The organism is Hylemonella sp. P2_B10 (genome assembly GCF_056404875.1).
This window is the reverse complement of record NZ_JBFUDE010000003.1, coordinates 358,854-376,247: the sequence shown is the minus strand read 5'-3', so window position 1 is coordinate 376,247 and position 17,394 is coordinate 358,854. Positions and strand designations below refer to the sequence as shown.

17 protein-coding genes are annotated in these 17,394 nt (G+C 65.5%); 2 read left to right on the top strand and 15 right to left on the bottom strand.

What is annotated here, in order from left to right:
- Nucleotides 1-61: 61 nt before the first annotated feature.
- Complete coding sequence (locus AC1DX2_RS14220; RefSeq protein WP_477197013.1) at nt 62-316, top strand: acyl-CoA-binding protein; 255 nt, start codon at nt 62-64, stop codon at nt 314-316.
- Nucleotides 317-357: 41 nt separating this feature from the next.
- Here AC1DX2_RS14220 and AC1DX2_RS14215 read toward each other — a convergent pair whose 3' ends face one another.
- The 5 genes from AC1DX2_RS14215 to AC1DX2_RS14195 are packed head-to-tail and all read right to left on the bottom strand — an operon-like array spanning nt 358 to nt 5,889.
- On the bottom strand, nt 358-687 hold the full coding sequence (locus tag AC1DX2_RS14215) for a polyhydroxyalkanoic acid system family protein (protein WP_477197012.1): 330 nt from the start codon (nt 685-687) through the stop codon (nt 358-360).
- Between the two features lie 21 nt (nt 688-708).
- On the bottom strand, nt 709-1,872 hold the full coding sequence (locus tag AC1DX2_RS14210) for an aminopeptidase (RefSeq protein ID WP_477197011.1): 1,164 nt from the start codon (nt 1,870-1,872) through the stop codon (nt 709-711).
- The gene (locus tag AC1DX2_RS14205) at nt 1,869-2,762 is read right to left on the bottom strand and encodes an EamA family transporter (protein WP_477197010.1); all 894 of its coding nucleotides are present in this window, start codon (nt 2,760-2,762) and stop codon (nt 1,869-1,871) included. The genes AC1DX2_RS14210 and AC1DX2_RS14205 overlap by 4 nt, the downstream gene beginning before the upstream one ends.
- Complete coding sequence (locus AC1DX2_RS14200; RefSeq protein ID WP_477197009.1) at nt 2,759-4,405, bottom strand: AMP-binding protein; 1,647 nt, start codon at nt 4,403-4,405, stop codon at nt 2,759-2,761. Before AC1DX2_RS14200 ends, AC1DX2_RS14205 begins: the two co-directional genes overlap by 4 nt.
- A 53-nt stretch (nt 4,406-4,458) precedes the next feature.
- Complete coding sequence (locus AC1DX2_RS14195) at nt 4,459-5,889, bottom strand: cytochrome P450 (RefSeq protein WP_477197008.1); 1,431 nt, start codon at nt 5,887-5,889, stop codon at nt 4,459-4,461.
- 107 nt (nt 5,890-5,996) lie between these two features.
- Here AC1DX2_RS14195 and AC1DX2_RS14190 point away from each other — a divergent pair, with 107 nt between their 5' ends.
- Nucleotides 5,997-6,332 carry a DUF1840 domain-containing protein gene (locus tag AC1DX2_RS14190; RefSeq protein ID WP_477197007.1) on the top strand — a complete coding sequence of 112 codons (336 nt, stop codon included), beginning with the start codon at nt 5,997-5,999 and terminating at the stop codon, nt 6,330-6,332.
- A gap of 178 nt (nt 6,333-6,510) precedes the next feature.
- Here AC1DX2_RS14190 and AC1DX2_RS14185 read toward each other — a convergent pair whose 3' ends face one another.
- The 10 genes from AC1DX2_RS14185 to AC1DX2_RS14140 form a co-directional block, all read right to left on the bottom strand.
- Nucleotides 6,511-7,545 carry a Bug family tripartite tricarboxylate transporter substrate binding protein gene (locus AC1DX2_RS14185; protein ID WP_477197006.1) on the bottom strand — a complete coding sequence of 345 codons (1,035 nt, stop codon included), beginning with the start codon at nt 7,543-7,545 and terminating at the stop codon, nt 6,511-6,513.
- Nucleotides 7,535-8,542, bottom strand: a complete 1,008-nt coding sequence (locus AC1DX2_RS14180; RefSeq protein WP_477197005.1) for a tripartite tricarboxylate transporter substrate-binding protein — start codon at nt 8,540-8,542, stop codon at nt 7,535-7,537. The genes AC1DX2_RS14185 and AC1DX2_RS14180 overlap by 11 nt, the downstream gene beginning before the upstream one ends.
- A gap of 127 nt (nt 8,543-8,669) precedes the next feature.
- Nucleotides 8,670-9,923: a phenylacetate--CoA ligase family protein gene (locus tag AC1DX2_RS14175; protein ID WP_477197004.1), complete on the bottom strand. Its 1,254-nt coding sequence runs from the start codon at nt 9,921-9,923 to the stop codon at nt 8,670-8,672.
- Between the two features lie 21 nt (nt 9,924-9,944).
- The gene (locus tag AC1DX2_RS14170; RefSeq protein ID WP_477197003.1) at nt 9,945-10,106 is read right to left on the bottom strand and encodes a hypothetical protein; all 162 of its coding nucleotides are present in this window, start codon (nt 10,104-10,106) and stop codon (nt 9,945-9,947) included.
- A 28-nt stretch (nt 10,107-10,134) separates the two neighbouring features.
- A complete protein-coding gene (locus AC1DX2_RS14165; RefSeq protein ID WP_477197002.1) occupies nt 10,135-10,947 on the bottom strand; it encodes an ABC transporter ATP-binding protein in 813 nt (270 codons plus the stop codon).
- A 165-nt stretch (nt 10,948-11,112) separates the two neighbouring features.
- On the bottom strand, nt 11,113-12,444 hold the full coding sequence (locus AC1DX2_RS14160) for an ABC transporter substrate-binding protein (protein WP_477197001.1): 1,332 nt from the start codon (nt 12,442-12,444) through the stop codon (nt 11,113-11,115).
- A 190-nt stretch (nt 12,445-12,634) separates the two neighbouring features.
- Nucleotides 12,635-13,711, bottom strand: coding sequence for a branched-chain amino acid ABC transporter permease (locus AC1DX2_RS14155; RefSeq protein WP_477197000.1), 1,077 nt, complete (start codon nt 13,709-13,711; stop codon nt 12,635-12,637).
- A 21-nt stretch (nt 13,712-13,732) separates the two neighbouring features.
- Nucleotides 13,733-14,662, bottom strand: coding sequence for a branched-chain amino acid ABC transporter permease (locus AC1DX2_RS14150; RefSeq protein WP_477196999.1), 930 nt, complete (start codon nt 14,660-14,662; stop codon nt 13,733-13,735).
- A complete protein-coding gene (locus AC1DX2_RS14145; RefSeq protein ID WP_477196998.1) occupies nt 14,662-15,447 on the bottom strand; it encodes an ABC transporter ATP-binding protein in 786 nt (261 codons plus the stop codon). The genes AC1DX2_RS14150 and AC1DX2_RS14145 overlap by 1 nt, the downstream gene beginning before the upstream one ends.
- The gene (locus AC1DX2_RS14140; protein ID WP_477196997.1) at nt 15,444-17,390 is read right to left on the bottom strand and encodes an AMP-dependent synthetase/ligase; all 1,947 of its coding nucleotides are present in this window, start codon (nt 17,388-17,390) and stop codon (nt 15,444-15,446) included. Before AC1DX2_RS14140 ends, AC1DX2_RS14145 begins: the two co-directional genes overlap by 4 nt.
- Nucleotides 17,391-17,394: the final 4 nt, after the last annotated feature.

Genomic DNA, 17,394 nt, shown 5'->3' with positions numbered 1-17,394 from the left:
CGCACATACCCCAATTTGCGAAAACACTTCACCCATCCACAACCGCCACCCGGAGACCACCATGGCCGATCTGAAAGCCCAATTCGAAGCCGCCATCGCCAACTCGAAAAACCTCAGCGAGCGCCCCGACAACGCCACGCTGCTGAAAATCTACGCGCTGTACAAGCAGGCCAGCGCGGGCGACAACGGCGAGAAGAAACCAGGGTTCTCCGACATGGTGGGCCGCGCCAAGTGGGATGCCTGGAACGGGCTCAAGGGCACCTCGTCTGACGACGCCATGCAGCAGTACGTGGACCTGATTGAATCGCTGAGCTGACACCCGGGCCGCGCCCGGCGGCCGCGCGGGGTTCGCCGTGCTTACTTCTTCTTCGCAGCGGTCTTCTTGGCCGCTGCGGGCTTGGCGTTGATCAGCGCGTCCAGCGTCTTGACGATCTCGGCCTCGATGCGCTCCTTGAAGGCGCCCAGCAGGAAGCCCAGCTTGGCCTCCAACTCGAACCGTTCGGCCGTGACCTGCAGCGTGCCGCTGGCGCCCGAGCGGGTGAAGCGCACCATGTCTTCGGTCTTGCCTTCTTCGTAGGTGCACTCCATGTCCAGATCGGCTTCCGCCTGCTCAGCCCACTGGAATGCGATCTTGCGGGCCTTTGCCAGCCCCAGCGCGTGTTCGCGCACGATGTGCAGATTGGCCACCTTGCGGGTCTCCTTGTTCAGTCAGTCTTCCGTCGTCGCCACACCAAGCGCCTGGCGCCGCTGTGCCTTGTCGGCCAGCTTGGCGATGCGCTGCACCTCGGCGTGGAAGCGCGGCCAGTCATTGCCCAACCGTGCAAACAGCGCTTCAAACGCGGGCACCAGGTCGTCATACGCCGCCAACGCGGCGAATGACGCATTATTGGCACCGGCCACCCAGTTGTCATAGCCATAAACCCGGGGCGCGGCCGCGACCGGCGCGCTGGCCGCAGCACCTGCCGCGGCCGCCGGCGCCGCAACCCGCGCGTCTTCAGCCACCCAGTCGGCGCGCAATTGCGCATAGCGGACGCGAAAGTCCGCGTACGCCTTCTGCTTGGCGTTACGCAGCGCCGCCAGAGCCGGCTCACCACCGGGCACGGGCTCGGGGTACAGGTCATTGAGTTGCTTGCGGGCGGCCAGCGTCAGCACGCGGAACTGGCGCCGCCGCGCATCCAGCCGCTCATAGACCTGGTGCGCGGCCGGCGTGCCGTGCGCGGCCAGCCAGCGCGCCACACCCAGGCGCTCCACCGCGCTGGCGTAGGACTCGTTGAAGGCGGTATCGCCCTTGGCATAGGCCACCTGGTGGGCCAGTTCGTGGAACAACAGCCGCGCCAGCTCGCCCTCGGGGTAGAAGATGAAGGTGTTCAGCAACGGGTCGCCACCGGCCCAGTTCATCCAGCCCAGCGTGGAATAGGCTGGCACGCCGTAGACGCTGACCTCCAGGCCCTCGCCCTTCAGGCTGGCACCAAAGGCGTTGGCCTCTTGCTCGTCAAAATAACCCCGGTAGCTAACGCAGCCGGTCACGGGGAAACACCAGTTCTTGGCCGACAACGAAAACTCCGGCGCGGCCACCACGTTCCACACCACAGCGCGGCGGTGCAGATCGGCATAGCGGTGGTAACTGGCGTTGTCGGGCAGCTTCAGCGTGTCCACCGCGTACCGGCGCAGCCGCTGCGCCAGTTGCAGCTGCGCCTTCAGCGCCGGTGTGGCCTGCTCATCGGCCAGCCAGTCGGGAATCGGCTTGGCCGCGCGCATCAGCGCCATGTGCCCGCCCACCGATTGCAGGTAGTAGCCCGTTTCGGCGCAGCCGGTCAGTGCCAATGGCAGGACCAGCCACAGCAGAAGGCGCCGCCAGGTCCGCCGGCTCATGACGCGCGCGCCCTCAGGGCCTGCCAGCGCGGCCACAGCAGGTTCAACGCCAGGCCGGACATCACCAGCGCGGCGGCGGCCAGTTTCCATGGCGGCAGGCTTTCGCTCAAGAACAAGGCCGAGGTGCCCATGCCGAACACCGGCACCAGCAGCGCCAACGGCGTCACCGTGGCGGCAGGGTGCCGCGCCAGCAGCCAGCCCCAGGCAGCGTAGCCGAACAGCGTGTTACCCCAGGACTGCCAGGCCACCGCAGCCCAGGTGCGCCAGTCGGCCTGGGTGACGCCGTCCACCATGGCGGGCCAACCCTCGAACAGCAGCGACAACAGCAACAACGGCGGCACCGCGAACACGCTGGACCACACCACGTAGCCCAACATGTCCACCTGGCCGGCCTGCTTGCTGGTGATGTTGCCGCAGGCCCAGCTCAGCGCCGCGAACAGCACCATGGCCAGCCCCAGCACGGTGGTGCTGGCGTCGGTGTGCCAGGCGATCACGCCCATGCCAGCGCTGGCCAACACCAGCGCCGCCCACTGGAAGCCACGCACGCGCTCGCCATTGAGCCGCATGGCGATGCCGATGGTGAAGAACACCTGCGTCTGTATCACCAGCGAGGCCAGGCCGGGCGAGATGTGGCCGCGCATGGCCATGTACAGCACACCAAACTGTCCCACACCGATGAACAGCCCATAGGCCACCAGGTTGCCCAGCCGCACGGTCGGGCGCGGCAGCAACAGCGCTGCAGGCACAAAGGCCAGCGCAAAGCGCAGCGCCGCAAACAGCAGCGGCGGCAGGTGCGCCAGCGCCAGCTTGATGACGACGAAATTGCTGCCCCACACCGCCACCACGGCCAGCGCCAGCAGGAAATGCCGCAGCGGCAGCGCGGCGGTCATGGTGCGGACTGCTTCAGCCGGAAGCGCTGCAGCTTGCCGGTTTCGGTGCGCGGCAGGGTGGCGACGAATTCCACCTCGCGCGGATATTTGTAAGGGGCCAGCATGGCCTTCACATGGTCCTGCAGCGCCTTGACCAGCGCCGCATCGCCCACCACACCGGGCTTCAACACGCAAAAGGCCTTGATCAGCATGCCGCGCTCTTCATCCGGTTTGCCGATGACGCCGCACTCGGCCACCGCCGGGTGTTTCAGCAGCGCGTCTTCCACCTCGGGGGCGCCGACGTTGTAGCCGGCGGTGATGATCATGTCATCAGCCCGGGCCTGGTAGAAGAAGTAGCCGTCGGCATCGCGCGCAAACGCGTCGCCGGGGTAGTTCCAGCCGTCGCGCACGTAGTTGGTCTGCCGCGCGTCGTCCAGGTACTTGCAGCCGGTGGGGCCGCGCACCGCCAGTTTGCCCACCTGTCCGTCGGGCACGGTGTTGCCGGCATCGTCCACCACCCGGGCGGTGTAGCCGGGCACCACCTGGCCGATGGCGCCACGGCGCACCTGGTCCGGGGCACTGGAGATGAAGATGTGGAACATCTCGGTGGCGCCTATGCCGTCCAGCATCTCGATGCCGGTGGCCTCGCGCCACAGTGTGCGGGTGGCGTCGGGCAGGCCTTCGCCCGCGCTGACGCACAGGCGCAAGCGTGACGGCCCGCGCTGCTCGCGCAGTGCCTGCATGTGCGGCGCCATCTGGCGGTAGAAGGTGGGTGCGGTGTAGCAGATGCTGGCGCCTTGCTCATACATCAGCGCCGCCATGGCCTGCGGCGTGTAGGGCACATCGGGAAAGTAGATGGAGGCGCCGGCCCACATGGGGAACACCAGCATGCCGCCCAGGCCAAACGTGAAAGCCAGCGGCGGTGAGCCCATGACGATGTCGCTGGGTTGCGCCTTCAGCACATGGCGCGGCCAGGTTTCGCAGGCCACCAGCACGTCACGGTGCATGTGCACCGCTGCCTTCGGCTTGCCGGTGGTGCCGGAGGTGAAGGCCAGCATGGCGATGTCGGTGGCGGCGGTGGGGCAGGCCGGCACCGGTAGGGGGTAGCGGGCAGCGCGGGTGAACAACTCACCCTCCACAGCATCGCCGCCGGGCCCACGCGCCGCAAAGGGCACCAGCGTGGCCAGCCCCGGGCACTGGCGCTGCGCCAGTTGCAATTCCTCCAGCAGCTTGACGTCGCACAATGCCAATGCCGGTTGGGACTTCTCGATGATGTCGCCCAGCTCCTTGGCGCGCAGCAGCGGCATGGTGGCCACCACCACGCCGCCGGCGCGCGCCACTGCCAGCCAGGCCAGTGCCATGCCGATGGAGTTGCCTCCACGCAGCAGCACACGGTTGCCGGGCACCAGGCCCAGCTCCAGCACCAGCACCTGCTGCAGCGCCTGCACATGGCGGGCGGCCTGCGCGTAGGTCAAGGTCAGCGCGGTGGAGCGCAACATCGCCAGCTCGCCAAAGCCCTTGGCGGCGGCCTTGTCCAGCAGTTCCTCCACCAGGTTCAGTTGCTCGGGCAGTTGCAGTTCGGGCAGATCAAAGCTCAGCTGCGGCCACAGCGCGGCGGCCGGCAGGCGTTCATGGACAAAGCGGTCGGTTTGGGCGGATTGCATGGTCACGGGACGGGACGGAACATCTGAAAGGCTGCGGCAGATCGGGTGGCTTCTCATGCGCTGGAGGGCTGGCGCGCACGCAGACGCACCGGCATGTGGCTGGGCACCATGGTGAAGGACATGGTCTCGCGGATGGAGGCAGCATCGGTGGCCAGTTCCAACGTGAAATTGCGCATCAGCATGGACAGCACCAGGCGCAGTTCCACACCCGCCAGGTGGCGGCCAGGGCACACGCGCGGGCCGGCGCCAAACTGCATGTAGGCGCGCGCATTGTGCTGGGTGGCCGTGCGTTCGTGCGTCCAGCGCGTGGGGTCGTACACCTGCGGGTCGGAAAAATTGCGCGCGTCCAGCATGGCCGGCCGCAGCAACAGGAAGATTGGCGTGCCGGCCGGCAAGGCCACATCGCCCAGCACCAGGTCTTGCAGGGGTTCCAGCCCCATGAACGGGGCGATGGGGCGCAACCGGGTGGCCTCCTGCGCCGCCGCCTCGAACAGGTCCAACGACTTCAGGTCGTCAAAGTTGCGCAGCAGCTCACCCGCGCCCATGACCTGCACCGCCTGCTGGTGCAGGCGCTGTTGCAAGGCGGCATCGGCCGCCAGGTAGGGCATGGTCCAGGCCAGCGTGTGGGCAGTGGTGTCCTCGCCGGCCAGCAGCAGTGTCAGCACGTTGGCGGCAATCACCGACTCGTCCAGGCGGGAATCCGGCTGTTCGCGCGCCAGCAGCATGGCCTCCAGCAGGTTGCGCGGCTCGCTCACCGGCTCATCGCGCAGGCGGCGCTTGGCGCGTTCGATCAGCGCGGCCACATGGCTGTGCACCTGGGCCAGCGCGCGCTCGAAAGCGCGGTCCTTGGACAGCTTGACGTAGCGCCACAGCGGGAAGGGAGCCCCGATGCGCGCATCAATCATGGGGAAGATCAACGACAGCTGGTTCTGGATCACGTCACCCTGCTGCTCCAGCGTGTTGGGGTCTTCGCCAAAGGCCAGCGCGGTGGTCACGTCCACGGTGTAGCGCACCAGGTCCTGGCCCATGTCCACCACGGTGCCGTTGGCGGCAGCCTGCTGCCAGCGGCGCAACAGGCGTTGGGTGATGGTCTGCAAGGCCGGGAAGAAACCCCGGAAATGGGTCGCCGCCAATGCGCGCATGATGAGTTGGCGCTGCGGCTTCCAGGCTTCGCCCTCGGCGGAAAACACCCCGTTGCCGCCCAGTTCGGCCAACACCGACTCGATGGGCGAGAAACGCCGGTAGCGCTGCGGGCGCTCGCGCAGCACAGTTTGCGCCAACTCCGGGTCGGCGCACACCAGCGCGCGCTTTGGCCCCAGGCGCACGGTGAACAGCGACCCGTGCTCCGCGCACCAGCCCTCCAGCACCTGGTGCAGGCGCTTCAATTCCAGCTGGTGCACATTGCCCAGCAAAGGCAGGCCCTTGGGCGAGGGCAACTGGCTGAGCGTGCGCGCCGGGCGCACCACCTCCTCAACAGGAACCATGGAAAGCCTCTCCTTGTTGTGAACCGGTTTTTCTACCCGGCTTGATGCTGTCGCGCCAGTGTACGCCGCCGCACAGCGGCACCTGCCCGGGTGCGCATAATTCACCCATGTTGTACAAATTCAAGTCCAAGGCGGCCGGTGACCTGATCATGCTGGAAGGCAACGGCCGGCAGGTGCTGGAGATTGTGGCTGCCGAGCTGGGCACCAGCACGGGCGACAAAGGCATCATCCAGCCAGAGCAAATGGCGCGGGCAGCGGCCGCCTTGCAGGCCGCGGTGGCCAAGGAAGAAACCGAGCACGCCAGCGCCGAGGCGCAGGCCAAGGCCGAGGGCAAGACGGCGCCGCGCCGGCCCGAGGTGTCGCTGCGCCAACGCGCCCAGCCCTTCATGGCCATGCTGCAGCGCTGCGAGAAGGAAAAGGCCGAGATCGTCTGGGGGGTGTGATCGTGACCCCCACGGTCGCTCACTGCGTGTAGCTCCCTGGACGAGCCATGGCCAGAGGCCATGGCTCTTCGGCCTGTCCCAGCCTGCGCAGGCAGGCTGTGAGCCGCAGGCCTCAGCCCCAAGGGGGCCGCGTTTTGCCTTGGGGCGGCCCGGCGGCAAAACAGCCCAATGGGCGCGGTCAGTCCACCTTGGCGCCGGAGACCTTCACCACCACGGCCCACTTCTTGATTTCGGAGTCGATCACCTTGGCAAACTCGGCCGGCGTGTTGCCACTGGGGATGGCGCCTTGCGCCTGCAGCTTTTCCTTCATCGCATCGGTGGCCAGCGCCTTCGCTGCGGCCTGCTGGATGCGGTTGACGATGTCCGGCGGCGTGCCGGCCGGCGCCAGCAGGCCAAACCAGCTGCTGGCCTCAAAACCTTTCAGCCCTGCCGCCTGCTCCACCGTGGGCACATCGGGCAAGGCCGTGGAGCGCTGGGCGCTGGTGACAGCAAAGGCCTTCAGCTTGCCGGCCTTGATGTGCGGCATGCTGGAGGGCAGGTTGTCGAACATCACGTCCACAGTGCCGCCCAGCAGATCCAGCAAGGCCGGGCCGGAGCCGCGGTAGGGAAAGTGCACCATGAACACGCCGGCCTGGCTCTTGAACAGCTCGCCGGCCATGTGGATGGAGGTGCCGTTGCCGCTGGAGGCCATGTTCAGCTTGCCGGGGTGGGCCTTGGCGTACTTGATGAAATCCCGGGCGTCGTTGATGCCCAGCGCCTTGGCGCGCTCGGTGTTCATCACCATCACATTGGGCACGCCGGCCACCAGCGTGACGGGCATGAAATCCTTCTGCGGGTCGTACGGCATCTTGTCGTACAGTGACTTGTTGATGGCATGCGTGCCCACCGTGCCCATCACCAGCGTGTAGCCGTCGGGCGCGGACTTGGCGACGATGTCGGCACCCAGGTTGCCGCCGGCGCCGGGCCGGTTGTCGATGATGAACTGCTGGCCGAAGGCCTTGGACAGCTCGGGCGCCATCGCGCGCGCCAGGATGTCGGTGGTGCCCCCGGGCGCGAACGGCACCACGATGCGCACCGGGTGGCTGGGCCACCCGGCGGACGACTGCGCCGCCGCCGGCTGCACCGCCAGCAGGCCGCCCACAGCCAACAGGGCAGCGCCCAGCAGCTTCCGACGGTTCAGGCGGTTCAGGCGGTTCAGGCGATCAGTCGGCATAGACGCCAGCGGCCTTGATGATGGGGCTCCACTTGGCGATCTCGGCGGCCACGAACTTCTTGTGTTCGGCAGGTTCCACGCGCTTGTCGGTCACCACCACCGCCCCCAGGGCTTCTTCCTTCTTGATGAACTCGGGGTCCTTCAGCGCCGCCTTCAGTGCGGTGTTGATTTTGGCAATGACGTCGGCCGGCGTGCCCTTGGGCGCGTACAGCCCATGCCAGATGGTCACTTCGAAACCCTTGTAGCCCATTTCCTGCATGGTGGGCAGGTCCTTCAGCGCCGGCGTACCCAGCCGGTGCGAGGTGGTGACGGCGAATGCCTTGACCTTCTTGGCCTCGATCTGCGAGGTGGTGTTGGTGGTCTGGTCGCACATGACGTCGACCTGGCCGCCGATCAGGTCGATGATGGCCGGGCCGGTGCCCTTGTAGGGCACGGTCGCCATGTCGGTCTTCAGCGCCTCCTGGAACAGCAGGCCGCACAGGTGCGAAGCCGCGCCCACGCCGGCATTGGCCAGGTTGATCTTGCCCTTGTTGGCGGCGAACCAGGCGACCAACTCCTTGAAGTTGTTGGCCGGCATGGTGGGCTTGGAGATGATGGTCATGGGCACGTCATTGACCATGCCCAGGTACTCGAAGTCGGACTCGACCTTGAACGGGATGTTGCGCACCAGCGTGGGCATGGTGGCCATGCCGATGTGGTGCAGCAGCAGGGTGTAACCGTCAGGCGCGGCCTTGGCCACCTTGTTGGCGCCAATGGAGCCGCCGGCACCGGCGGCGTTGTCGACGATGATGGTGGTGCCGTTGAGCGGCTTGCGCAGCGCCTCGCCCAGGTCGCGCGCCACGCGGTCGGTGGGGCCGCCGGCGGCGAAGGGCACCACGATGGTGATGGGCTTCGCTGGATAGGGATCAGCGGCGTGGACGGTGAAAGGGGTGGCGGCGGCGACCAATACGCCAGCGCCGGTGGCCAACAGGGCCAGACGCTTGTTCAGCTTCAGCATGGGGGTGACTCCTGGGGAAAATGCCTACCCAGCTTACGCGCCCAGACTGTGCGGCGCATCGCGGAAACTACTTAGGGGCAGCCCCTAGGCTGGTGGGCGGAACTTTTCGCCGCTGACGCACCGCTGACTACTGGTAGCTCCGCGCGTCCTCGATCACCTTGCCGTCATTGGGCAGGCTGCCCACCGGCAGCAACTCGACCTCGCCACGCAGCTTGGTGACCTCGCGTATCGCATCCAGCAGCTTGGCCGCCAGCGAATCGGGGCCGCTGCAGTCGGTCTCGGCCTTCAGTGTCATGCGGTCGTTGGCCATTTCGCCGCTGACGACCAGCCGCGCCTTGGCCACCTCGGGGAAGCGTTTGATGATGGCATCCACCTGCCCCGGGTGCACGAACATGCCACGCACCTTGGTGGTCTGGTCGGCACGGCCCATCCAGCCCTTGATGCGCGTATTGCTGCGGCCTGTAGGACAGCAACCGGACAGCACCGCCGACAGGTCGCCAGTGCCAAAGCGCACCAGCGGATAGGCCGGGTTCAACGTGGTGATGACCAGCTCGCCCACCTCGCCATCAGGCAGCACATCGCCGGTGCCCGGGCGCACGATCTCCATGATGACGTCTTCGCTCAGCACCAGGCCCTGGCGGGCGGCGGTCTCATAGGCGATCAACCCCAGGTCTGCGGTGCCGTAGCACTGGTAGGCCTCGACGCCATGCGCACGCACCCATTCAGCCAGCGAGGGCGGAAAAGCCTCGCCAGAGACCAATGCCTTTTTCAGGCTGCTCAGCGCCACGCCCTGTTCGGCTGCCTTTTCAAGGATGATCTTCAAGAAGCTGGGCGTGCCGATATAGCCCGCCGGCCGCAATTCAGCCATGGCCTGCACCTGCTGCTCGGTCTGCCCGGTGCCGCCGGGGAACACCGTACAGCCCAGCGCGTGGGCACCGGTCTCCATCATGGAGCCGGCCGGGGTGAAGTGGTAGCTGAAGCAGTTGTGCACCAGCTCGCCGGCGCGAAAGCCGGCGGCGAACATGGCACGCGCCATGCGCCAGTAGTCGGGCGCCGTGCTCTCGGGCTCATAGATGGGGCCGGGGCTGGCAAACACGCGCGGCATGCCAGCGCCAAACGACAGCGTACTGAAACCGCCAAACACATCGCTGCCGCGCTGGGCCTGCTGGCGCGCCAGCAGCTCGTGCTTGCGCGTCACCGGCAGGCGGGCCAGTGCGGCGCGGCTGTTGACCTGGGCCGCGTCCACACCCGCCAGCAGTTCGGCAAAGGCGCTGGAGCGGGCCTGCGCGTGGGCCACCTGCACAGCCAGCCGGCGCATCAGGTCAGCCTCGCGCTCCCCGGCAGGGCGGGTTTCCAGCGCGTCGTAAAAGTCAGTCGTCATGGTGCTTCTTCTTGATTCTGCTCAGTCTTCGTCCAGCCGGGTGGCGCGGCACCGGGCCTCCTCCGCCAGCGTGCGCTTCAGGTAGAAAATTCCAGGCTTGTCTTCGCGCAGGCCGGTGACGGCGCGCACCTGCCGCAGCAAGGGCAGCAACTGTTGCAGATCGGTTTCGTCGGGGCGGGCCATGGAGGGCTTCCGTTGCTTTCCAGGCGCGTCAGGCCAGCCAGCGCTTGCGGCGCTTGTAGCTCTTCACGTCCTTGAAGCTCTTGCGTTCGCCGCCACCCACACCAAGGTAGAACTCCTTCACGTCCTCGTTGCTGGCCAGGTCGCTGGCGGCACCGTCCATCACGATGCGGCCGGACTCCATGATGTAGCCGTAGTCGGCATACTTCAGCGCCATGTTGGTGTTCTGCTCGGCCAGCAGGAAGGTGACTTTTTCCTTGGTGTTCAAATCCTTGACGATCTCGAACACCTCTTCCACGATTTGCGGCGCCAGGCCCATGGACGGCTCGTCCAGCAGCACCATCTGCGGGCTGGCCATCAGCGCGCGGCCTATCGCGCACATCTGCTGCTCGCCGCCCGAGGTGTAGGCAGCCTGGCTGGTGCGGCGTATCTTCAGGCGCGGGAAGTAGGTGTAGACCTTGTCCATGTTGGCCGCCACCTCGCCCTTGTTGGAACGGGTGTAGGCGCCGGTGAGCAAGTTTTCTTCGATCGTCAGGTGGGCAAAGCAGTGGCGCCCCTCCATCACCTGCACCACGCCGCGGCGCACCAGCTCGGCCGGCGACAGGTTCTCGATGCGCTCGCCGCGCAGCTCGATGCTGCCCTTGGTGACCTCGCCGCGCTCGCCCTTCAGCAGGTTGGACACCGCGCGCAGCGTGGTGGTCTTGCCCGCGCCGTTGCCGCCCAGGATGGCCACAATGCGGCCCTGCGGCACCTGCAGCGACACGCCCTTGAGCACCAGGATCACGTGGTTGTAGATGACCTCGATGCCGTTGACGTTCAGAATGATGTCGGACGTAGTGCTCATGCCTTGCATTTCAAAACCAATCGAAAGAAGCGCAAAGCGCGTCCCTTTCGATTGGCGGCTCCTGCGGAGCCGCTGCCCCTCCCTTAGAGGGAGGGGTTGGGGAGGGTAACGTCAATACTGCCGAAGGCGCCCCAGATGGCTGTCAGGCTTGATTCGCAAAGCGAATCAGGACTGGCAGTCGGCTGGAAGACGCCGCGTCATCTTCTTGTCACCCAGGTACTTCTCGGCCCCGCTCTTCACCATCGGCTTGATGATCTGCTCGTCCGCCTCGTACCAGTCGGACGAAAAGTTCCACTTGGCGCCGTCCCAGGTGTGCACACGTGCCCAGGTCGAGCCCATGTGGTCGGCGCAGCTGGTGCTGATGGGGCGCATCACGCCTGAGAAGCCTAGGGCATCCAGCTTCTTCTGGTCCAGCGCCAGGTTCTCCAGGCCCCAGCGCACTTGTTCACCGGTCATGACCTTGCCTTTGCCATAGCGTTCCTGAGCCCGGCGCACCGCTTCCACGCCCAGCATCTGGATGATGACGCCACGGGTGTACAGCACCGAACCCACCTCGTCCTTAGGCCCCGTGCCCGCGCCCTTGTCGTGCACGTACTTCAGGATGTCCTGCATCACCTTGGGTTGGGTACCCGAGGTGTTCAGCGCCAGCGCGTTGTAACCCTTGGCGCCCTCGCCCACGTCCTTGACGTCGGGCTCGGCGCCGGCCCACCACACGCCATACATCTTGTCGCGCGGATACCCGGTAGACTGCGCCGACTTCAGCGCGGTGGAATTCATCACGCCCCAGCCCCACAGCAGCACGTAGTCGGGCTTGCTCTGGCGGATCTGCAGCCAGGTGGCGGTCTGCTCCGTGCCGGGTGCCGTGACCGGCAACAACTGCAAATCGAAGCCATGCATCTTGGCACGCTCCTGCAGCAGCGGAATGGGCTCCTTGCCAAACGGACTGTCGTGGTAGACCAGCGTGATCTTCTTGCCCTTGAGCTTGGCCAGCCCGCCTTCCTTCTTCCCGATGTGCTGGATCAGGATGTCGGCGCCGGTCCAGTAGCTGCCCATCAGCGGGAAGTTCCACTTGAAGGCGTTGCCGTCCTGCGCCACCGACAAGCCATAGCCCAAGGTGATCAACGGCACCTTGTCGGTGGGAACCTTTTCAGTCAACGCGAAGGTGATGCCGGTGGCCTGCGGGTCAAACAGGGCCACGCCAGCGCGGCTTTTCAGGCGCTCGTAGCACTCCACGCCCTTGTCCGTCGCATAGTTGGTTTCGCACTCTTCAAACGTCAGCTTGACGCCGTTGATGCCGCCATCGCGGGCGTTGATCATCTTGATGTAGTCCTGCTTGCCATTGGCCCAGGGCACGCCGTTTGGCGCATAGGGTCCAACGCGGTAGGACAGCAGTGGAAAGAACTGCTCCTTGGCCTGGGCCAGGGCGTTGCCAGTCACCAGGGCGCTTGCGCCGGTGGCCACCATGGCCACGGCGAGTACCAGTTTGCTCAGTTTCATATGTGTCTCCAGTCGTAATCAAATCGAGTCGCCAAAAAACAGAAACGCTCTTCCAGTAAAAACACAAAACTCTTGCGCCGCATCGGGATTTGCCACTAGGGGGCAACCAGTGCCCGCCGGGCCGCCCCAAGGGCACTGCGGCCCCCTCGGGGGGCAACGAGTACACAAAGTGACGAGCGTGGAGGCCATATCAATGCGGGAACGGCCACAAGCGCATCTTTTGCTTGCCAATGGCCCACAACCTGGCCAGCCCATGCGGCTCCACTACCAGAAACCAGATGATCAAGGCGCCAAAAATCATGCTCTCCGCGTGGGCCAGGCCGGCCGTGTCTATGCTCAGGCCCACAAGCTCCAGCAACACCGGCAACCCCCGGGTCAACACGATGGGCAGCACCACGATGAAGCCGGCGCCAAAAAAGCCGCCGGCGATGGAGCCCAGCCCGCCGATGATGACCATGAACAGCAGGCGAAACGACACCTCGACCGAGAACGCCGCCGGCTCCCAGGCGCCCAGGTAGACGAACGCCCACAAGCCGCCAGCCACGCCGATGATGAAGGAGCTGACGGCAAATGCGGTGAGCTTGGCGTACATGGGCCGTATGCCGATGACGGCGGCGGCCACGTCCATGTCGCGTATGGCCATCCACTCGCGGCCGACAGCGCCGCGCACAAGGTTCTTGGCCAACAGCGCAAACACCGTCAGCAGCGCCAGACAGAACCAGTACTTGCTGATGGCGCTTTCCACCGGCAAGCCGAACACCTGCAGGCCGTTGACCGAGACCGAGCCGGAGTCGGAATTGTTGGTGAACCACTTGATGCGCAGGAACATCCAGTCCGAGAAGAACTGCGCCGCCAACGTGGCCACCGCCAGGTACAGGCCCTTGACGCGCAGGCTGGGCAGGCCAAACAGGATGCCAAACAGCATGGCGCAGAAGCCGCCCAGCAGCAGCGCGGGAATCAGCGGCATATTGGGCACGCGGACGAAGAAGTTGTAAGCCCCATAAGCGCCCACCGCCATGAAGGCGCCCGAGCCCAGTGAGATCTGGCCGCAATAGCCCACCAGCACGTTGACGCCAACGGCGGCCAGCGCAAAGATCAGGAAAGGGATGAGCACGGCGCGGAAAAGGTAGTCGCTGGCCAGCAGCGGCACTGCCACGTAGGCCACCAGCAGCAACAGCGCGATGGCCCAGCGGTCCTGCAGGATCGGAAATATCTGCTGGTCGGCCCGGTAGGTCGTCTTGAACTGGCCGTTTTCTCTGTAGAACATGGTCGTGCTTGAATCATCGGCCTAGACGCGGTCGATGATCTTCTCCCCAAACAAGCCCTGAGGGCGAATCAACAGAAAGCCCAACGCCAGCACATAGGCAAACCAGATTTCAATGCCGCCGCCCACCATCGGCCCCAGAAACACTTCAGACAGCTTCTCGCCCACACCAATGATCAGCCCGCCGACGATGGCGCCAGGCACCGAGGTCAGCCCGCCCAGGATCACCACCGGCAGCGCGCGCAGCGCCACCGTGGCGAGCGAAAACTGCACGCCCAGCTTACTGCCCCAGATCATGCCGGCCACCAGCGCCACCACGCCGGCCACGCACCAGACGATGACCCAGATGCGGTTCAGCGGAATGCCTATGCTCTGCGCCGCCTGGTGGTCGTCGGCCACGGCGCGCAGCGCGCGGCCGGTGGCGGTCTTCTGGAAGAACAGGCTGAGCAAGGTCACCAGCGCGGCGGCGATGACGGCGGCATACAAGTCCTCGCGGTCCACCAGCAGGCCGCCCTGGAACACGTTGTCCAGCACCATCATCGGTTCTTTGGGCATGCCCACATCAATCTTGTAGATGCTGGAACCAAACAGCGACTGGCCCAAGCCTTCGAGGAAGTAGGTGATGCCCAGCGTGGCCATCAGCAGCGTGGCGCCCTCTTGGTTGACCAGGTGGCGCAGCACCAGCCGCTCGATCACCCAGGCCACCACGAACATGATGGCGCCGGCGATCAGGAACCCCCCAATATTGGCCAGCACCTTGCTCTGCACGCCGGTCCACAGCGGAATCCATTCCGCAAAGCGCGCCATCGCCAGCGCGGCGAACAGCACCATGGCACCTTGCGAGAAGTTGAACACGCCCGAGGCCTTGTAGATCAATACAAAGCCCAGCGCCACCAGCGCGTACAGCATGCCGGCCATCAGGCCGCCCAACAGAGTTTCGAGGAAGAAGCCCATCAGTGAGAAGTCCCCAGGTAGGCGCTGATCACGTCCTTGTTGTTGCGCACCTCGTCGGGTGTGCCGTCGCCGATCTTCTTGCCGTAGTCCAGCACCACCACGCGGTCCGAGATGTCCATCACCACGCCCATGTCGTGCTCGATCAACACCACCGTGGTGCCGAACTCGTCGTTGACGTCCAGCACGAAGCGGCACATGTCCTGCTTTTCTTCCACGTTCATGCCGGCCATGGGCTCGTCCAGCAGCAGCACCTGCGGCTCCATGGCCAGCGCGCGGCCCAGGTCCACCCGCTTTTGCAGGCCATAGGGCAGCTGGCCCACCGGCGTCTTGCGGTAGGCCTGGATCTCCAGGAAGTCGATGATTTCTTCCACCTTCTCGCGGTGCACGATTTCCTCGCGCTCGGCCGGTCCCCAGCGCAGCGCCTGCAACAGGATGTTGCTCTTGATCTTCAGGTTGCGGCCAGACATGATGTTGTCCAGCACGCTCATGCCCTTGAACAACGCCAGGTTCTGGAAGGTGCGGCCTATGCCCATCACCGCCACCTGGTGGCTGTCCATGTGGCTGAAGGTCTGGCCCCGGAAGCTGATGCTGCCCTGCTGCGGCGTGTACACCCCATTGATGCAGTTCAGCATGGAGCTCTTGCCCGCGCCGTTCGGCCCGATGATGGCGCGCACCTCGTGTTCGCGCACGTTGAAGGAGATATCGGTCAGCGCTTTGACGCCGCCAAAACTCAGCGAGATGTTCTTCACGTCCAGGATGACGTCGCCTATCTTCTTGGCTGTCATGCCGCCACCTTCACCGGTGCGAACGTCTGCACATCCCAGATCTGCAGCGTGGCGCTGACACTGCCGCTGCGGCCGTCCTCGAACTTCACCACGGTCTCGATATGCTGCTCGGTCTTGCCGCCGTACAGCGCGTCCACCAGGGGCTGGTATTTGTCGGCGATGAAGCCGCGGCGCACCTTGTTGGTCCGCGTCAGTTCGCCGTCATCCGCGTCCAACTCCTTGTGCAGCACCAGAAATCGGCTGATCTGGCTGCCCGCCAGCATCTGGTCGGCGGCCAGGTCGGCATTGACCTTCTCCACGCATTCCTTAATCAGCTGGTAGACCTCGGGTTTTTGCGCCAGGTCGGTGTAGCCGGCATAGGGCAGGTTGCGCCGCTCGGCCCAATTGCCCACGGCGTCGAAATCGATGTTGATCAGCACGCAAACCTTTTCGCGGCCATCGCCATAGGCCACCACTTCCTTGATCTGCGGGAAGAACTTCAGCTTGTTCTCCACGTACTTGGGCGCGAACATGGCGCCGTCGAAGGCGCCTCCCCGGATTCGGCCCACGTCCTTGACGCGGTCGATGATCTTCAGGTGGCCATGCGCGTCCATGAAGCCGGCGTCGCTGGTGTGGTACCAGCCGTCCGCCGTCAGCACCTCGGCGGTGGCGTCGGGGTTCTTGTAATACTCCTTCAGCAGCCCGGGTGACTTCACCATCACCTCGCCGTTGTCGGCCACCTTGATCTGCACGCCCGGTGCCGGGACGCCCACGGTGTCGGCGCGTGCCTGGTGGTCGGGCTGCACGCAGACGAACACCGCCGTCTCGGTAGAGCCATAGAGCTGCTTCAGGTTCACGCCGATAGAGCGGTAGAAGCTGAACAGGTCCGGGCCTATCGCCTCGCCTGCCGTGTAGGCCACACGCACCCGGCTCAGGCCCAGGTTGTTGCGCAGCGGGCCATACACGCACAGATTGCCCAGCGCATACAGCACGCTGTCCACCAGGCCCAGCGGCTGGCCGTCGGTGCGTGCAGGCCCCACGCGCTTGGCCACGCTCATGAAGTAGTGGAACATCTTGCGCTTGATGGCGCTCGCGTCCTCCATGCGGATCATCACGCTGGTCAACAGGCCTTCGAACACGCGCGGCGGCGCGAAGTAGTAGCTGGGGCCGATCTCTTTCATGTCGATGCTGACGGTGGCTGCGGACTCGGGGCAGTTCACCACGTAGCCGCAGGCCAGCCACTGCGCGTAGCTGAAGATGTTCTGGCCCACCCAGGCCGGCGGCAGGTAGGCCAGGACTTCTTCGTGGTCGGTCAGCTTGTCAAAGCTGGCGCCGGACTGGGCCGCGTTCAGCAGCGAGTTGTGTGTGTGCACCACGCCCTTGGGGTTGCCGGTGGTGCCGGAGGTGAAGAACATGGCCGCCACATCCGTGGGCTGCACCTGCTCCACCTGACTGGCAAAGAAGTCCGGGTGCTCTTTGGCGAAAGCCTGGCCTGCCGCCACCAGCTCGTCCAATGCCGCCAGCCCGGGCTCGCTGTAGTTGCGCAGGCCACGGGGATCGTCGTAATAGATGTGCGTCAGTTGCGGGCAGCTCTCGCGGATTTCCAGCAGCTTGTCGACCTGCTCCTGGTCTTCGGCAAAGGCAAAGCGCACCTCGGCGTTGACCATCGGAAACACGCACTCGGCGGCCACCGCGTCCTGGTACAGCGGCACAGGGATGGCGCCCAGCGACTGCGCCGCCAGCATGGTGGCGTACAGGCGCGGCCGGTTGGCGCCTATCACTACCATGTGCTCGCCCTGGCGCAAACCGGCTTGGTGCAGGCCGCAGGCCAGCGCCTGCACCAGCGCGGCCAGAGCGCCCCAGGTGGTGGTCTGCCAGATGCCGAATTCCTTTTCGCGCAGGGCCGGCGCGCCCGGGCGCTGGGCCGCGTGCTGCAACAGGAGCCGGGGAAATGTGGTCTGCATGGGG